The 15713-nt window shown below is 68.3% G+C and carries 10 protein-coding genes and 1 riboswitch; all 10 genes read right to left on the bottom strand.

Going from position 1 to position 15713, the window contains the following annotated elements; all coding sequences use genetic code 11:
- Positions 1–96 precede the first annotated feature (96 nt).
- The 10 genes from NOV65_RS07400 to NOV65_RS07355 all read right to left on the bottom strand — a co-directional run bounded on the left by NOV65_RS07400 (position 97) and on the right by NOV65_RS07355 (position 15699).
- The gene (locus tag NOV65_RS07400; protein WP_257305465.1) at positions 97–1263 is read right to left on the bottom strand and encodes a chromate transporter; all 1167 of its coding nucleotides are present in this window, start codon (positions 1261–1263) and stop codon (positions 97–99) included.
- Between the two features lie 71 nt (positions 1264–1334).
- Positions 1335–4757 carry a methionine synthase gene (gene metH / locus NOV65_RS07395; protein WP_257305462.1) on the bottom strand — a complete coding sequence of 1141 codons (3423 nt, stop codon included), beginning with the start codon at positions 4755–4757 and terminating at the stop codon, positions 1335–1337.
- A 1-nt stretch (position 4758) separates the two neighbouring features.
- Positions 4759–6420, bottom strand: a complete 1662-nt coding sequence (locus NOV65_RS07390; RefSeq protein WP_257305460.1) for a bifunctional homocysteine S-methyltransferase/methylenetetrahydrofolate reductase — start codon at positions 6418–6420, stop codon at positions 4759–4761.
- A gap of 66 nt (positions 6421–6486) precedes the next feature.
- Positions 6487–6590, bottom strand: a riboswitch (SAM riboswitch).
- A 53-nt stretch (positions 6591–6643) separates the two neighbouring features.
- Positions 6644–8077: a glycosyltransferase family 2 protein gene (locus tag NOV65_RS07385; RefSeq protein ID WP_257305459.1), complete on the bottom strand. Its 1434-nt coding sequence runs from the start codon at positions 8075–8077 to the stop codon at positions 6644–6646.
- Positions 8074–9129, bottom strand: coding sequence for a HEAT repeat domain-containing protein (locus NOV65_RS07380; RefSeq protein WP_257305458.1), 1056 nt, complete (start codon positions 9127–9129; stop codon positions 8074–8076). Before NOV65_RS07380 ends, NOV65_RS07385 begins: the two co-directional genes overlap by 4 nt.
- A gap of 108 nt (positions 9130–9237) precedes the next feature.
- Positions 9238–9642, bottom strand: coding sequence for a response regulator transcription factor (locus NOV65_RS07375; RefSeq protein ID WP_257305457.1), 405 nt, complete (start codon positions 9640–9642; stop codon positions 9238–9240).
- A 22-nt stretch (positions 9643–9664) separates the two neighbouring features.
- Positions 9665–11362, bottom strand: a complete 1698-nt coding sequence (locus tag NOV65_RS07370) for a tetratricopeptide repeat protein (RefSeq protein WP_257305455.1) — start codon at positions 11360–11362, stop codon at positions 9665–9667.
- The gene (locus NOV65_RS07365; protein WP_257305454.1) at positions 11359–13557 is read right to left on the bottom strand and encodes a hypothetical protein; all 2199 of its coding nucleotides are present in this window, start codon (positions 13555–13557) and stop codon (positions 11359–11361) included. The genes NOV65_RS07370 and NOV65_RS07365 overlap by 4 nt, the downstream gene beginning before the upstream one ends.
- A 184-nt stretch (positions 13558–13741) precedes the next feature.
- Positions 13742–14704 carry an alpha-ketoacid dehydrogenase subunit beta gene (locus NOV65_RS07360; protein WP_257305453.1) on the bottom strand — a complete coding sequence of 321 codons (963 nt, stop codon included), beginning with the start codon at positions 14702–14704 and terminating at the stop codon, positions 13742–13744.
- Positions 14701–15699 (bottom strand): PLP-dependent cysteine synthase family protein, encoded by a 999-nt coding sequence (locus tag NOV65_RS07355; protein WP_257305451.1) that lies wholly within the window; start codon positions 15697–15699, stop codon positions 14701–14703. Before NOV65_RS07355 ends, NOV65_RS07360 begins: the two co-directional genes overlap by 4 nt.
- Positions 15700–15713: the final 14 nt, after the last annotated feature.

Here is a 15713-nt window from a genome sequence, read left to right as displayed (position 1 = left end):
GAACGGCCCCGAAGGGCCGGTGAAGAACAGTAGCGCCATGGACAGGTGAATGCAACCCCTGTCGTGAAGGGAATCGGGGGAGATCGAGGCGGGCCCCTATCCCTTGAACAACAGCAGGCCCACCAGGCCCGCTCCCACCACGAGCAGGGGCTCGGGGACCTTGGTCTTCCAGACCAGCAACAGGGTGGCAAGGGCCAGGGCCGCCGTGGAGAAGTCGCGGATGGCCCCGCGGCCGAGCACGACCACCGAACCCGCGATGGCTCCGGTGGCGCCCGCCGTCACGCCCTGGACGATGGCCTTCAGGTCCGGCTGCTGCCCGTAGCGCCGAAAGAAGGGCGCCGCCAGGATCACCACGAGGTAGACGGGCAGGAACACGCCCGCGGCCGCGGCGCAGGCGCCCAGGGGGCCGGCCACCAGGTAGCCGATGAAGGCCACGGTGATGACCACCGGACCTGGCGTGATCATGGCCACGGCCACGGCATCGAGAAACTGGCGCTCCGTCAGCCAGTGGTTCTCGATCACCACGCCATGGTGCAGGAAGGGGACGATGGCCAGGCCGCTGCCGAACACGAAGAGTCCCGCCTTGGCGAAGAAGGCCAGGATGCCTAGCAGCGCGGCCCCGCCCGCGGCGCCCTGGGCTCCGGTCAGCAGCCAGGCGGGCCAGAGTCCGCCCGCGACGGCGCCTGCCCGCAAGGGCCGGCCCTTGATCAGCCAGGACAGAAGGCCCCCCAGGAGGATGAGGGAGACCCATTCCCTGCCGGTCCAGGCCGTGGTGAGGGCCAGCACGAGGAAGATGCCCCAGGCCAGGGGGTCCCGCCGCAGGGTGGATTTCGCCAGCTTCACGGCACTGCGGGTGATGAGGCCGATGACCGCCGCTCCCACGCCATAGAAGGCGGCTTGCATCCACCAAAGTCCGCCGAAAGCCAGATAGAGGGCCGCCAGACTCAGCACCATGAGGAAGGAGGGGAGGATGAAGATCAGGCCCACCAGGGTGGCGCCCACGACACCTCCGCTCACATAGCCCAGATAGATGGCGAGCTGGGCCGCCAGAGGGCCGGGGCTGAGCTGGGCCAGGGTCAGTCCTTCCCGGTAGTCCGCTTCCGAGATCCAACCCTTTGTCTCCACCAGGTCCCGGTGCATGGCCCCCGCCAGGGCGATGGGGCCGCCGAAGCCCAGGGCTCCCAGGCGCAGGAAGTAGCGGAGCAGGCCGCCCAAGCTGGGCGCCGGGCGGGTCCCCGTCGGCGGCTGGCTCGGCTCGGCCAAGGAGACTCCTGAGAAGGGTTCTCAATATAGGCTCTGGCGCGGCAGAAGCCACCCTCAAGGCCATCAGGCACTCAGGCCGAGAAGTACCGCGCCTGAGGATGCCAGGCCACCAGGGCGCTGGTGCTGTATTCGGGGTCCATCTGATGGCTGTCGCTGAGGTGGACGCCGATCTCGGCGCCGCGCAGCAGGTCGAGGATGGGGCCGTTGCCCTCCAGATCGGGGCAGGCGGGGTAGCCGTATGAATAGCGGGAGCCCTGGTAGCCCTGGGCGAAGAGGGCGCGGCCGGGCAGATCCTTGCGGTGGATGCCCAGCTCGCGGCGAATGCGGGCGTGGAGCCGTTCGGCATAGGCTTCGGTCAGTTCCGTGGCGAGGCCGTGGAAGGCGAAGTAGTCCGCGTAGCCGTCCTCCCGGTAGAGCCTGGCCGCATGGTCCGCGGCGGCCTGGCCCAGCGTGACGAGCTGGAGGGCCAGCACGTCGGTGGCGTCCGCCCGGAAGAAGTCGGCGATGCAGAGCCTCCTTCCCGCGCCCTGGCGCGGGAAGCCCAGCACCGCAAGCGTCCTGGAATGGTCGGCGGGATCCAGAACGCGCAGCGCATCGCCTTCGGCCCGCACGGGGAAGTAGCCATAGCGGGCCTTCGGCTGGAAGACGGGATCGGTCGCGAGGCGTTCCTTCCAGCGCGCCAGCTGGGGTTCCGCCTTGTCCCGCAGCACGGTGGCGAAGGCGGCATCGTCCTGGCTGCCCTGGCTGAAGCCCCAGCGGTTGCGCACCAGGGCGAACTCGTCCAGGTGCTCGAAGAGGTCTCCTGGCGCGTCCATCAGCTCCTGTACGCCCCAGAAGGGTGGTTCCGGCGGAGGCACGTCATGGCGCACCCAGCTGCTCTGTCCCGTTTCCGTGAGCGACACCGAAGCGCTGCCTCTCTTCAGGATTTTGATATCGCCAGCCGCGGAGGCGGCGGTCGCAGGCGGCGGGACACTGGTCTCTCCCGCAACCAAGGCCTGCATGTGCCGCAGCCCCTCGAAGGCGTCCTCCGCATAGAACACGGCGCCCGTGTACGAGCGGCGGCAGTCGCCCTCCACGTAGTCGCGAGTGAGGGCGGCGCCGCCCAGGATGACGGGCACCTTCAGCCCCTGCTCCGCCATGAAGTGCAGGTTCTCCTTCATGATGACGGTGGATTTAACCAGCAGGCCCGAGAGGCCGATGGCGTCCGCGGGCCAGGCCTCCAGCTCCTTGAGGATGGCTTCGATGGGCTGCTTGATGCCCAGGTTCTTCACCTCGAAGCCGTTGTTGCTGAGGATGATGTCCACCAGGTTCTTGCCGATGTCGTGGACATCGCCCTTCACGGTGGCCAGGAGGATGCGGCCTTTCTGGTAGTTGGATTCCCGGGGCAGGTGGGGCTCGATGCGCCTGATGGCCGCCTTCATGGCCTCGGCGCTCTCGAGCACGAAGGGCAGCTGCATCTCGCCGGCGCCGAAGCGTTCGCCCACCACCTTCATGGCGCCCAGCAGCACCTCATTGATGAGCGTCAGGGGGTCGTGGTCCTTCAGGGCCTCGTCCACGTCCGCGAGGATGGCCTGCTTCTCGCCATCCAGGATGCCGCGGTGCAGGCGCTCCAGCACGGGCAGGTCGGCCCGGTGGGCGTCCACCAGGGTGGCCTTTCGGTCGCTGAACCGCGCCAGGACGGCCTTGAGCGGGTCGTAGCCCTCCGAGCGCCGGTCGAAGATCAGATCCTCGACCATGCGGCGGTCCTCGGGATCGATCTTCGCGACGGGGAGCACCTTCGAGGCGTTGAAGATGGCCATGTCCAGCCCGTGCTTCACGCCGTGGTAGAGCATGAGGGCATTGACCACGTGGCGGGACGCGGGGTTCAGGCCGAAGCTCACGTTGCTCACGCCGAGGATGGTCATGACGCCCGGCAGTTCGGCCTTGATGAGCTTCAGGGCCTCCAGGGTCTCCACGGCGGAGCCCCGGAATTCCTCGTCGCCGCTGCCGAGGGTGAAGGTCAGCGGATCGATGATCAGATCGCCGGGGTCGAGGCCATACTCTCCCACGACCAGGGCGTGGAGGCGCCGGGCCACCTCGAGTTTCTGCTCGCGGGTCTTGGCCATGCCGCGTTCGTCGATGGTGAGGGCCACCACGGCCGCGCCGTAGGTCTTGCACAGCTCCAGGATCTTCCGGGCCTTGGCCTCGCCATCTTCGAAGTTGATGGAGTTCACCACGCACTTGCCCGGGGATCGCTGCAGAGCCCGCTCGATGACCGGGAACTCGGTGCTGTCGATCATCAAAGGCAGGGTGATCTGGGAGACCAGCCGGCCCAGCAGCTCGTCGGCGTCGCGCACCTCGTCGCGGCCCACGTAGGCCACGCAAAGGTCCAGCAGATGGGCGCCCTCCTTCTGCTGTTCCTTGGCCAGGGTGATCATGCCGTCCCAGTCCTCGGCGGCCAGCAGGTCGCGGAACTTCTTCGAGCCGTTCGCGTTCGTCCGCTCACCCACGATGAGGGGCGCGGGTTCCTGCCGGAGCGTGACGCTCTGGTAGAGGCTGGCGGCGCTGCGCTCGAGCTTCGGCGTGCGCTTGGGCACGTTCAGCTTCGCCACGCCGGGCGCCAGGGCCCGGATGTGGTCTGGCGTGGTGCCGCAGCAGCCGCCCACGATGGCGAGGCCGAACTCCGAGGCCGCGTGAAGAACCTTGGGGGCGAAGCCTGCCGGATCCAGTGGGTAGACCACCTGGCCGCCCACGTTCACCGGCAGGCCCGCGTTGGGCAGGCAGCTGATGCGGAAGGGGCTGGCCTCCGCCAGGGTCTGGAGGTGCATGTGCATCTCGTCGGGGCCCGTGGCGCAGTTGAGGCCCAGCACGTCGATGCCCAGGGGCTCCACGCTGGTGAGCACGGCCGAGATGTCCGAGCCCACCAGCAGAGTGCCCGTGGTCTCCACGGTGGCCTGCACCCAGATGGGCACCTTCCGTTGCTTCGCGGCCATGGCCTCGCGGGCGGCCCGCACGGCCACCTTGATCTGGCCCAGGTCCTGGCAGGTCTCGATGAGGATGGCATCCACCCCGCCGTCCAGCAGGCCGTCCATCTGCACGCGGTACGAGGCCAGCAGGTCGACGTAGCCCACGTGGCCCAGCGTGATGAGCTTGGTGCCGGGGCCGACGGAGCCGATGACGAAGCGGGACCGATCGAAGCTGCGGGCCACCTCCTTCGCGAGGGAGGCCGCCTGCACGTTCAGCTCGTAGGCCTTTTGGGCAAGCCCAAAATCGCCCAGCACCAGCGGGTTCGCCCCGAAGGTGTTGGTTTCCACCGCATCGGCACCGGCGTTGAAATAGCTTTCGTGGATCTCCCGGATCCACTGGGGCCGCCGCTCCGTGAGCAGGTCCACGCAGCCCTCCAGCGCCGCTCCGCCGTAGTCCTCCATGGTGGGCGTGCGGGCGAAGATCTGCGTCCCCATGCCGCCATCCAGCAGCAGGACCTTGTCGTGGAGGAGCGAGTCGAGGGTGGTCATGTCAGAGCCCGAGGTAGTCGATGTTGCGCAGGCTCTTGAGGGGCCAGATGCCGGCGATGATGGGCAGGCCGCCCTTGCCGTCCAGGGACTCGGTGAAGTCGAGGAAGCGGAAGAGGCTCTCGGCGTCGAAGACGGGCTGCGTGATGGCCCACTGGGCGCCGGCCTCCATCTTGTAGCGGAAGCGGGTCTTCTCCCGCTCCAGGTCCGGGGCCACGGGATTGGCACCCACGCCCACGCTGAAGGAGGTGGGCTTGCCGATGCTGGCGCCGCCGAGGTCGAGGCCCGTGTTCAGGCGCTTGAGCATGTTCACGAGGCCGATGGCATCCACGTCGAAGACCGCCGTCGCCTGGGGATAGGGCCCCAGCTTGGGCGGGTCGCCGGTGACGGCGAGGATGTTGCGCAGGCCCAGGCCCGCGGCGCCCAGCAGGTCGCTCTGCATGCCCAGCAGGTTCCGGTCCCGGCAGGCGTAGTGGAGGATGGTCTCGAGCCCCACCTGCTGCTCGATGATGAGCGCCGTGGCCAGCGCAGACATGCGGGCCATGGCGCGGGGGCCATCGGGCACGTTGATGGCATCCACGCCCAGGGCCCGGCACTGGCGGGTCTTGGCCACGAGCTTGTCGTATTCCATGCCCTTGGGCGGCACCAGTTCGACGGTGTGGACGAACTCGCCCTGGGCCAGCTTGAGGCTGAAGCGGCTGCGGTAGGCGAAGGGCACTTCAGGCTGGGGCTGCTCGTGGGACTTCAGTTCGAAACCCGCGCCCGCCTGCACGAAGGCCCGTTCCTGGCGGAAGGCCCCCCGCATGGCGCGAATGTGGGCCGGGGTGGTGCCGCTGCATCCACCGACGGCCCGGGCGCCCGCGGCCAGGGCGCGGGAGGCGAAGCCGCCCAGGTATTCGGGGCTGGCCCCGTAGATGAGGCGGCCGTCCACCTGGTGGGGCAGGCCGGGATTCGGCTGGAGGACGATGGGCTTGGCGGTGATGGCCTTCAGGCGCTCCAGGAGCCGCAGCTGCGGCGCGGGGCCGTTGCCGCCGATGAGACCCACCAGATCGGCGCCCCAGGTGTCGAGTTGTTTGATGAACCACTCGGGCTCCGCGCCGAACAGGGCCTGGCCGTCATCGTTGGTGGTCATCAGGGCCGCGACGGGCAGGCTGCCGGCCTCCTTCGCGGCGAGGATGGCCTGGTGGATCTCGTTGAGGTCCTCGAAGGCCTCCAGCACGATCAGGTCCGCCCCGGCTTGGACGAGCGCCTCGGCCTGCTCGCGGAAGAGGGCGCGGGCCTCGTCGAAGGAGGTCGGGCCCCAGGGCTCGATGCGCACGCCCAACGGCCCGATGCACCCCGCCACCCAGGCTCTGGCGCCCTGCTGGGTGATGGCCTGTTTCGCCAGGGCCACGCCTTCGCGGTTGATGGCGTCGAACTGGCCCTCCAGGCCCCGGGCGGTCAGCTTCAGGCGGTTGGCGCCCCAGGTGTTGGTGGTGAGCACCTGGGCGCCTGCCGCGAGGAACTCGCCATGGATGGCCAGCAGCAGGTCCGGCGCCTTGAGGTTGCATTCCTCGAAGCTGCGCTGGAGCGTGATGCCGCGATCATGCAGGGCCGTGGCGGTGCTTCCGTCGAAGAGGAAACACTCGCCCTCGTCGAGGGCCTGCTGGAAAGTGGGAGGGGTCATGGATGCGCCTGGAGTGGCGACAGTCCGTTATCGGCATCCAGGGGGTCTCGGGTCAGTCTGAATCGTTCGGTATCTTCCCCCCGGGCAAGCCGGGGGCAGGAGTTGGCACCTTGCTGTCGCAGGTTGCCAAGGTTTCACAGGGCCTTTCCCTCCACCTTTCTGGATAGCGCTATCGGGCTGCCAAAGATCGAGGAACCAGGATGGTCTGACCACTCGTCATCCGTCAAGCCTGAGGCGGTTCCTCCGGGGCCGGGTGGGTGGTGAGGCCTTGGCGCTTCATGTGGCCCCAGGTGTTCCTGCCGCGGATCCAGTCGAAGGTGCCCTTCAAGCGCCACCAGACCGTCAACTGGCGATAGCCGAAATTCTCGGCCACGGCCGCGAAGAGCAGCAGGCCCCAGGCCTTGAGGCCCTGGTAGCGGTGGCCGCTGATCTCCTGGAGCACCACGGCCACGACGGAGTTCAGCACGCCCAGGAGCAGGGCCACGTAGAGGAACAGGATGGCGAAGGTGCCATTGATCGAATGGGTCCAGAGGGCCCAGGCGAACATGAGATAGCCACCGACCTCGATGATGGGCGCCAGGGCCTCGAAAAAGACGAAGTAGGGCATGGAGAAAAGCCCGATGCGGCCGTATTTCGGGTTGAAGCACATGCTGCGGTGCCGCCAGAGGGTCTCCAGCAGGCCACGCTGCCAGCGGTTCCGCTGCCGCCCCAGTCCCCGGAAGTCCTCGGGCACCTCGGTCCAGCACACCGGATCCGGCACCAGGGTGATGTGATGGGGCCGCTTCCCTTCGCGCAGGTAGCGGTGCAGCCGCACGACCAGTTCGAAATCCTCGCCGATGGTGGCGGTCTCGAAGCCGCCGGCAGCCACCACCAGATCCTTGCGGAAGACCCCGAACGCGCCGCTGACGATGAACATGCTGTCCAGGGAGGCCAGGCCCACGCGAGCGAAGAGGAAGGCCCGCAGGTATTCAACGATCTGGAACCGGGCCAGCCAGGAATCGGGCAGGAAGATGCCACGGATGCCCATGGGCGTGACCTTGCACCCGTTCAGCGGACGGACCACGCCGCCGGAGGCCACCAGATCCGGCCGGTCCATGAAGGGCCGGGCGATGCGCAGGAGGGCGTCGTTCTCCAGGAGGCTGTCGCCGTCCATGCAGCAGACGAGCGGGTAGCGGGCGAGGTTGATGCCGCAGTTCAGGGCATCGGCCTTGCCTCCGTTGGCCTTGTCCACCACCACCAGGTTGGGCACGTAGGCGCTCTCATAGATGCCGGACACCTCCTTGGTGGGCAGGAGGTTGCGCACGACCCGCTGGCTCGGCTGGAGCTTGAAGGCCGAGACCAGGCGCTGCAGAGTGGCATCGGTGCTGCCGTCGCTCACCACCACCACCTGGAACTCGGGGTAGCGGAGGCTGATGAGGCTGTTGATGCTGGCCACCGCGCCGGCCTCCTCGTTGTGGACCGGGCAGATGAGGGTGATGGGCTTGTAGTGGCTGGTCTCGAAGGCGGTGTCGAGGCGGTCGATGCCAACCGCATCCAGGTAGCTTCGGATGGAGAAGAAGGCGCGCAGGATCAGCGAGAGGTGGGTCAGCTGCATCGCGAGGAAATAGACGAGGATGCCCCACTCGGCGAAGGCGGTGAGGAAGACGCGGATGGTCACAGGTGCCCCCGTTCATCCGCCCATTCGAGCCGCTCCCGGGCGATGTCGCGGGCGAAGCGATCGGCGGAGGGGTCCTCGGCCAGCCAGGTCAGGGCCGAGACGCCGGAGTGGCCAAGGTCCACGAGACTCTGGGCCGCGTTGCGGCGAACCTCGTACACGGGATCGGCCATCAGGGGCAGCAGGTCGGGGACGGCGGAGGGGCCGCCCAGCACGCCCAGGGCCCGGGCGACCTGGGTGCGGATCTCCCAGGCGGGGCTGGAGGCGAAGCCCAGCACCTTTTGATAGACGGAGGGGTCCGCGAGGATGATGAGCGCCTTGAGGACCGAGGCCCGCAGATCCACGTTCGGGATGTCCAGGAGCCACAGCAGGCGGGGCTGGGATTCCCGGTGCCGGTGGGAGCCCACCAGCAGGGCGAAGAGGATCCAGGGATCGGGGTTCTGGTCCGGGGACTCCAGGTGCTCCTTCATCCAGGGCAGCAGCGTGGGGCCGAAGCCTTCGAGCACCCGGAGCAGCCGTTCGCGCTGGTAGAGCTCCTCACGCATGACCCAGGCCAGTACCGGAGCGGCGAACTTCAGATTCCGGCTTTGCGTCAGGGCCAGGGCCGCGGTGTGGGCGACGAAGGGGACGGGATCATTGAGCAGGGGCAGCACCTGGTCGAGGTAGCCCTCCATCCGGAGGCCCGGCTTCCAGCGCCAAGGTCGCTCCGCCACCGGTGGCGGCACATGTTCCGCGGGCTCGTCCAGGCGGAAGGCCGCAATCTCCTTGGCCGCCTGGGCGCGCACCTTGGCATCGCGGTCCCGCAGCCGCCGGGGCAGGGAGGTATGGATGCCCGTGCTCAGGTAGAGTTCCCGGAGCAGCTCGGACTCCTGCCCTCCGATCGAGGACTGATAGCGGGCCAGAAAATCCCGGAACAGCCACCGGTCAGGCCAGGCGACGGGTCCGAAGCCACCCTTTTCGTAGCCCTTCTTGAAGAGGTAGTCCGTGAGCTGGGCCTCCCAGGTCTGGTAACAGGCGATGCGATGCCGGTTCCGGCGGTCCTTCAGGTGCTGCATCGTGGCGCCCACCAGCACCAACCCGACGACCAGGCCGACCAGGAGCAGGGTCGCCCACTCGAGGATGGGTAGGAGATGGCTTTGAGTCAGGTGGATGGGGAGTATGGCTCACCCCGCGCGATGGGAGCGTTCGTAGAGCCGCCACAACCGTTCCACCAGCACCTGGACCGAGATCGGCTTGGCCATGTAGTCGTCCGCTCCGGCGGCCAGGCAGCGCACCATGTCCTGTTCGCTGTGGTTGCTGGAGAGGAGCAGGATGGGGACGCGTCCCTTGGGGGGTGGGAGGTCGCGCACTTCCTGCACCAGACGGAAGCCGTTCATGGCCGGCATCATGAGGTCGGTGGTGACCAGATCGACCTTCTCGTGATCCAGGATCTCGAGGGCCTCCAGGCCATTGGCCGCCACGAGGACTCGCAGCCCCTCCATCTCCAGGCGAACCTGGATGATCTTCGCGGTCGCCTGGTCGTCTTCGACCACCAGGACCGTCGTTTGAGCTGGCCAGCGTCGGGTCATCAGGAAAAAGTCTAACGCCTTTCTACCAAATCCAGCGATTCCCACGAATCCGGAGACCGAGCCGCAGGGTGTGATCGCGGTAGCTGGAGGGATCCGTGGGATCCGCGATGGGCAGACCCGCCACGCTCTGGCTCCAGGAGGCGAACAGCGACAGGGCCGACCCACCCGGAGTCCAGGTGCCGGCGAGGGTGTACCCCCAGGTGAACTGGCTGGAGGCCTGGTTCACCGTCTGGTTCCCACCCCAGGCATCGAGGGCGAGCTCCCAGCGTTCCTCCTGGCGCACCGAGGCCCCCGCCGTGGCGCCGTAGTACCGGTACCGCTCGGGATTGAAGAAGCCGATCCGGAGGCTCCGATCCTGGTCGATGAGGCGGCTCGAAAGCCCCGCGCGCCATTCCCCTCCCTCGAAGGGGAAGCGGTGGCCGGCCTCCAGCCGGAGGCCCGTCCGGGCCGCGCCGGCGGAGATGAAGGCGCGCTCCAGCGACAGGGCCGCATGGTCGAGGGTCTGGTTGAAGACCCAGTTCCCGCCCAGCCCCCAGGCCCGGGTGTAGGTGCGGAGGTCCACGGCCATGGGTGTGGCCAGGTTCGGCGCGAAGCTGTGGGACAGCACCAGGTTCAGGCCTGGAGCCGCGCGCCAGCCGAGGGCCAAGCTGTGGAAGCCCGCCGGCTCCCCGGCCACATCATCCACCCGACCCACCTGGGCCGAGGCCGTGACCCGCGAGCCCAGGGGATGGCTGAGGCCCAGCGACCATTCCCGGGGCTTGCGCTCCGCCCGGCCGCTCTGGTCGAGCAGATCGAAGCTGCCGCCAGCCCGGAGGCTTCCATCGAAGAACGGGAGCGCCGCGTCCACCCGCTGGGCCTGGGCCCGCAGGCCCTCGTTGGAATCGGTGCGGGTCTGGGAGAGCTCGACCCAGGGCCCCTGGGCGTCGGAGAGGCCGTGCAGTCTGGCCTGGGCCTCCTCCCGTCCGTCCGGATGATCCAGCAGAGGTTCGGTCCGGGCCCGCGCCTTGCGGAGGCGGCCCATTCGCTGGTCGATCTGGGCGCGCATGAGTTCCGCCTCCGGACTGCCGGCGTCCTCGGCTCGGAGGCTGGCCAGGCGCCGGTCTGCCGCCTCGGGATTACCGGCCCAGAGGTCCAGCTGGGCGAGCCCCAGCAGCGCCTCGCGATCTCCTGGCGCCTGGAGGAGGACCTCCTGGTAGGCCTGGCGGGCCTGGCCATGCCGTCCGCGCCAGCCCAGCACCCGCCCCCGGTTGATGAGGAAGTCGCGGTCCGTGGGGTGGTCCTTCAGCCAGGCACTGGTCAGGGCCAGGCTCCGGTTTAGCTGGCCATCCCAGCTCAGGTAAGTGGCCGTATCCAGGGTGGCCTGGCGATCCCCCCGGGCGACGTGGGGCTGGAGGATCCGCACGGCCTCCTTGAACTGTCCCGACCAGGCGGTCACTCGTGCCAGAACGGGCTCGGATTCTGCCGCAAGCTCCGGATGGACCTCCCGGTGCCGCTTGAGATCGCGGATGGCCTCGTCGTACCGCTTCATCCAGCTCAGGGTCCTGGCCCGCTCCAGGAGGGCCTCCGGCTGGTCCTTCCAGAGCTCCAGCATGCGGGTGTACACCGCCACGGCTTCGGGCAGCCGCTTCTGCGAGCGCAACTCCCGGGCCTGCCTCAGAAGGGTCGCGGCATCCGGGGTCGGAGCGGGTTCCTGCAGGGCGGGCGGGGCGGGATGGATCATCGGGGCATCCTCGGTTCGTCGGGGGTGTCGGCCAGGGCCTTCTGGTAGATCGTGTAGGACTGCTTGCGGAAGCGATGGAAGGTCGGTCGTTTCCAGGTGGGCCAGGTGAAGAGCGGTGGCAGGGGAATGCGGCCATGGCTGAGGGCGGGCAGGGTCCGGTGGACAGTGCCCTGCCCTTCCTCCAGGGGTTTGTCGGCAGCCAGGGTCGCCAACACGAATCTGAACCCGGGAGTGATCGTCGTTTCCAGGGGACCGGGAGGCTTCTCCGCCGGATCGTCGAGGACTCTCCGGCTGCTGGGATCCGTGACCTGAAGCAGTGTCCAGGGAATCCGCGCTTCGATGAACCCCCGCCCATCCGGGCTTCGACCCACCTGCCACTCGGCCCGGGAATCGAAGGCGGGATCGGTGCGGTCCTGGGTGCCCTGGCGGAGCCAGCCGATGTCGGTGCTGTGGCCCGGGAACCGCGTTCCATCGCGGCCCATCCGGGGATGATTGCTCTTGGCCGTGGGCATGACGAAATGGCCCGCTTCGTTGGCAAGGCTCCGGTAGCGCTGCTGAGGCAGGGGCCGGTAATCGGGAATGGCGTAGGGCGCATCCACGAACACCCCGGTGCGGGCTCCGCCCTGGAAGCGGACCACGAACTCCAGCCCGGCGTCGCTGCGAAGGTCTGCGGTCCAGGGCAGCCGGTGATCACCTCGCCTGGGATCCACGGTGTCGATACCCACCAGGAAGGCCTGTTGCGCCAGGTCCACGGGGCCGGGCAGGAACAAGCCGAGATGGAGCCAGCCTTCGTCCGCCAACACTTTCAAGGTGAGGCCTCCATCCTCCAGGTAGATAGGAACCCGGGCCCAGTCATCGGCCTTGCCGTCAATCAGGATGGCCGGTCCTCCCGGGCCCGGCCGGTAGGCGATGAGCCCGTAGTTCTCCTCGGCATCCATGGCGTTGTACCAGAGGGGCTTCCGGTCGGAGGGAAGCTCGAAGGGCAGGGTCAGCCAATTCTTCTTGAACCACTCGTCGATCCAGGAGAACAGCACACCCCCGGCGCAACCGGCCTCGTAGATGTCTCGCTGGAGCCGGGCATCCTGCTCGCCCTGTTCGCGTTCGCTCTGGCCGCCGTGGGTCATGCCCTGGGCCTGCCAGTGCGCGACCACGCGGGAGGAGGGAACCCCGAATTCCGCGATGAGCACGGGGTGGTGGGCATGATGCTTCACCAGGTCGGCCAGGTAGCCGGCATAGTGGCTGGGTCCCAGGTGATCCCTGGCCTGGGCGTAGCCGGGATCGAGGTTCATGAAGTCGGGGTAGTACGGATAGGCGTGGTAGCTGGCGAACAGACCCGCCAGGAGCGCGGGGGTTCCCTCGAACTTCTCCATGTCGAGGCTGATGGCATCTTCATCGTCGGGTTCGGAATTGATCCCCTCGACCGGCAGGCCCAGCTTCTGGCGCAGGGCCCGCTCCTCCTGCTCCGTGGGTTCCGTGATGTGGAAGAGGGGATCCAGCGTGGGCCAATTGGTGAAGGCGATGGGCCGCTGGGCATGGAACTGGTCCCACTCCAGGGCCAGGAAGCGATCCATGCTCCGGGCCAGGAACTGTTCCATGGCGTGGCCACCCCGCAGGGTGACGAAGCGACCGGACCAGTCCGAAGTTCCCGGATGCAGACGGTTGAACGCCACGACGCTCGAGGACTCCCACTCGCGGCCCAGGACGATGGCCAGGGTCCATGGACTGACATCCGCCGAGTACACCCCGGCACTGTGCCCTGGGCGGACGGGGATGCGGGCGTGACCGTGCAGCGCCTCGGCCACGTCCCGCATCTCCCGGTCCCAGGCCATGAGCCAGGCCGGATCCATGAAGTCGTGGCGCGGGGGCAGCTCGGTCCACACGCCATGGATGAGCCAGAGCGGCTTCCGGGCGCCGAGGTTGTAGGCGCGCAGGGCTTCGTAGAAGGCGGGTGGGTGGAGGGTGTAGACCCGGATCGTGTTGACACCTGCCTCGGCCATCTCCCGGAGCCACCCGTCGTAGGTGGCCCGGTCGGGGAATTCGCTAGGATACCGGCCGGGCAGGGCCGCGCCCAGATTCACGCCTTTGGCATAGAAGGGCCGCCAGCCGCCGTGACCATCGGCCACTTCCAGCCGGCGGTCATGGGCCCGGGCCGGGATCTGCGGCCGGGCGGGCAGGGGAACCGGAGTCTGGGCCATGTTCCGGGATCGGGACGGACGGGAGGCCTGCCCCAAGGCCATAGCCTCCGTTCCCGGAAGACCCAGGGAAAGAACGAGGCTGAGAGACATCAAGGCCGGTAATGACAGAATCATTTGACCTATTAGACCGAGTTTTTCCGGGTCCAGGTCATGAAACTGGAAGTCGATGCGCGATCCGGGGGCCTCACCAGGCCAGGAGCCGTTCCACGGCGGACCGGACGGCTTGGGTGCCAGGCAGATAGGCCGCCTCCAGGGGCGGGCTGGCGGGCGTGGGGGTGTCCGCGGCACCCAGGCGCAGGACGGGAGCGTCCAGCCAGCCGAAGCAGGTCTCGCCCACTCGAGCAGCCAACTCGGCACCGGGGCCGTAGGTGAGGCTGGCTTCGGTGAGCACCAGGGCGCGGTGGGTGCGCTTCACGAGTTCGGTGATGGCCTGGTCGTCCAGCGGCCAGAGCGTGCGGAGATCCAGTACCGCCACGTCCTGGTCGGCCACGGCCTCGAGCGCCACCTGCTGTGCGGCGCCATAGGTGAGGATGCAGGCCCGTGTGCCGTCCTTGCGGAGGGCGGCCTCGCCGAGCCGGGCCGTGGGGGCTTCGTCCCACTGGTCCTTGAGACGGCGGTAGAGGTGCTTGTGTTCGAAGAACAAGACGGGGTCCGGATCGTCGATGGCGGCCCGCAGGAGGGCGTAGGCGTCCCGCACCGTGCCCGGCGCCACGACCTTCAGGCCGGGGCTGCCCAGGAAATGACCTTCTGGATTCTGGCTGTGGAAGGGGCCACCGCCGTTGCCAGCACCAGAGGGGCCGCGGAACACGGCGGGCACGGTGGCACCCCAGCGCCAGTGGGCCTTGGCGGCGAAGTTCACCATGAGGTCGGACGCCAGCAGAGCGAAGTCCATGAACTGGAATTCCGCCACGGGCCGCTGGCCCATCAGGGCCGCGCCGATGGCGGCGCCCACGATGGCCTGCTCGGAGATGGGTGTGTCGATCACGCGATCCGCGCCGAAGCGCTCCAGCAGACCTTCCGTCGCGCGGAAGGCGCCACCGTAGGTGCCGATGTCCTCGCCCAGGCAGCAGACTCGGCCATCGGCCTCCATGGCGTCGAAGAGGGCCCGGCGGATGGCCTCGAGGTAGGTGCCGGAGAAGGCGCTCATTCCGCCTCCAGCAGGCCCCGTTCCGCGAGCCAGGCGTCGTTGAAGATGCTGCTGAGGTAGCGGCCCGCGCCATCGGGGAACACGGTGACGATGCGCGCCGGGCGGGCCATGGGCGGCAGGTGCTTCGCCACTTGGAGCACCGCCCAGAGAGCCGCGCCGCTGGAACCGCCCCCGAGGACGCCCTCTTCCTTCACCAGCCGGCGGGCCGAATGGAAGGCGTCGCGGTCGGATACCTGGAACATCTCGTCGATGAGCTCGAACTCCATGGTGGGGATGAGGAACTCGTCGCCCAGGCCCTCGATGCGGTAGGGCCCGGCCTTGGGGTGCTGCTCGCCGTGGAAGTGGGGCGTGAAGACGGAACCCACGGGATCCACTGCGACAACCTTGATGTTCGGATCCTGCTCCTTCAGGTAGCGGCCGACGCCCCCGATGGTGCCGCCGGTGCCGGCGCCGGCCACCAGATAGTCGATGCGGCCCTCCATCTGCTCCCAGATCTCGGGGCCCGTGCCGTGGTAGTGGGCGGCGTTGTTCTCCTTGTTGCCGTGCTGGTCGGGGAAGAAGCAGTTGGGAAGCTCCCGGGCCAGGCGCGGCGTGATGTTGTTGTAGCTGTCCGGGTGCTCCGGCGGCAGGCTCGTGTCCACCTTGTGCACCTGGGCGCCCAGGGCCAACAGCTGGTTCAGCTTCTCCTGGGAGATGGTGTCGCGCACGACGACCTTGAGCTTGTAGCCCTTCTGGATGGCCATGAGGGCCAGGCCCATGGCCGTATTGCCCGAGGAGTTCTCGATGATGGTGTCGCCGGGCTTCAGCCGGCCGTCGCGCTCGGCGGCCTCGATCATGTGCCTGGCGATGCGGTCCTTGCTGCTGCCCATGGGGTTCAGGAACTCCAGCTTGGCGAAGGCCTCCACCGGCAGATCCGACACGACGCGGCGGAGCCGGACCAGCGGCGTGTTGCCGATGGCCTCCAGGACGCTGCCGCAGGGCTTCCGGTAGAGCATGAGATTCCTCCGGA

Source organism: Geothrix campi (assembly GCF_024609265.1).
Taxonomy (GTDB): domain Bacteria; phylum Acidobacteriota; class Holophagae; order Holophagales; family Holophagaceae; genus Geothrix; species Geothrix campi.
This window is presented reverse-complemented; position numbering and strand designations above follow the sequence as displayed.

What these genes read in the sequence shown, in the direction of transcription:
- metH (WP_257305462.1), bottom strand. Translation starts at nt 4,757, where the DNA reads ATGACCACCCTCGACTCGCTCCTCCACGACAAGGTCCTGCTGCTGGAT.
- NOV65_RS07380 (WP_257305458.1), bottom strand. Translation starts at nt 9,129, where the DNA reads ATGCAGCACCTGAAGGACCGCCGGAACCGGCATCGCATCGCCTGTTAC.
- NOV65_RS07375 (WP_257305457.1), bottom strand. Translation starts at nt 9,642, where the DNA reads ATGACCCGACGCTGGCCAGCTCAAACGACGGTCCTGGTGGTCGAAGAC.
- NOV65_RS07370 (WP_257305455.1), bottom strand. Translation starts at nt 11,362, where the DNA reads ATGATCCATCCCGCCCCGCCCGCCCTGCAGGAACCCGCTCCGACCCCG.
- NOV65_RS07390 (WP_257305460.1), bottom strand. Translation starts at nt 6,420, where the DNA reads ATGACCCCTCCCACTTTCCAGCAGGCCCTCGACGAGGGCGAGTGTTTC.
- NOV65_RS07365 (WP_257305454.1), bottom strand. Translation starts at nt 13,557, where the DNA reads ATGGCCCAGACTCCGGTTCCCCTGCCCGCCCGGCCGCAGATCCCGGCC.
- NOV65_RS07355 (WP_257305451.1), bottom strand. Translation starts at nt 15,699, where the DNA reads ATGCTCTACCGGAAGCCCTGCGGCAGCGTCCTGGAGGCCATCGGCAAC.
- NOV65_RS07360 (WP_257305453.1), bottom strand. Translation starts at nt 14,704, where the DNA reads ATGAGCGCCTTCTCCGGCACCTACCTCGAGGCCATCCGCCGGGCCCTC.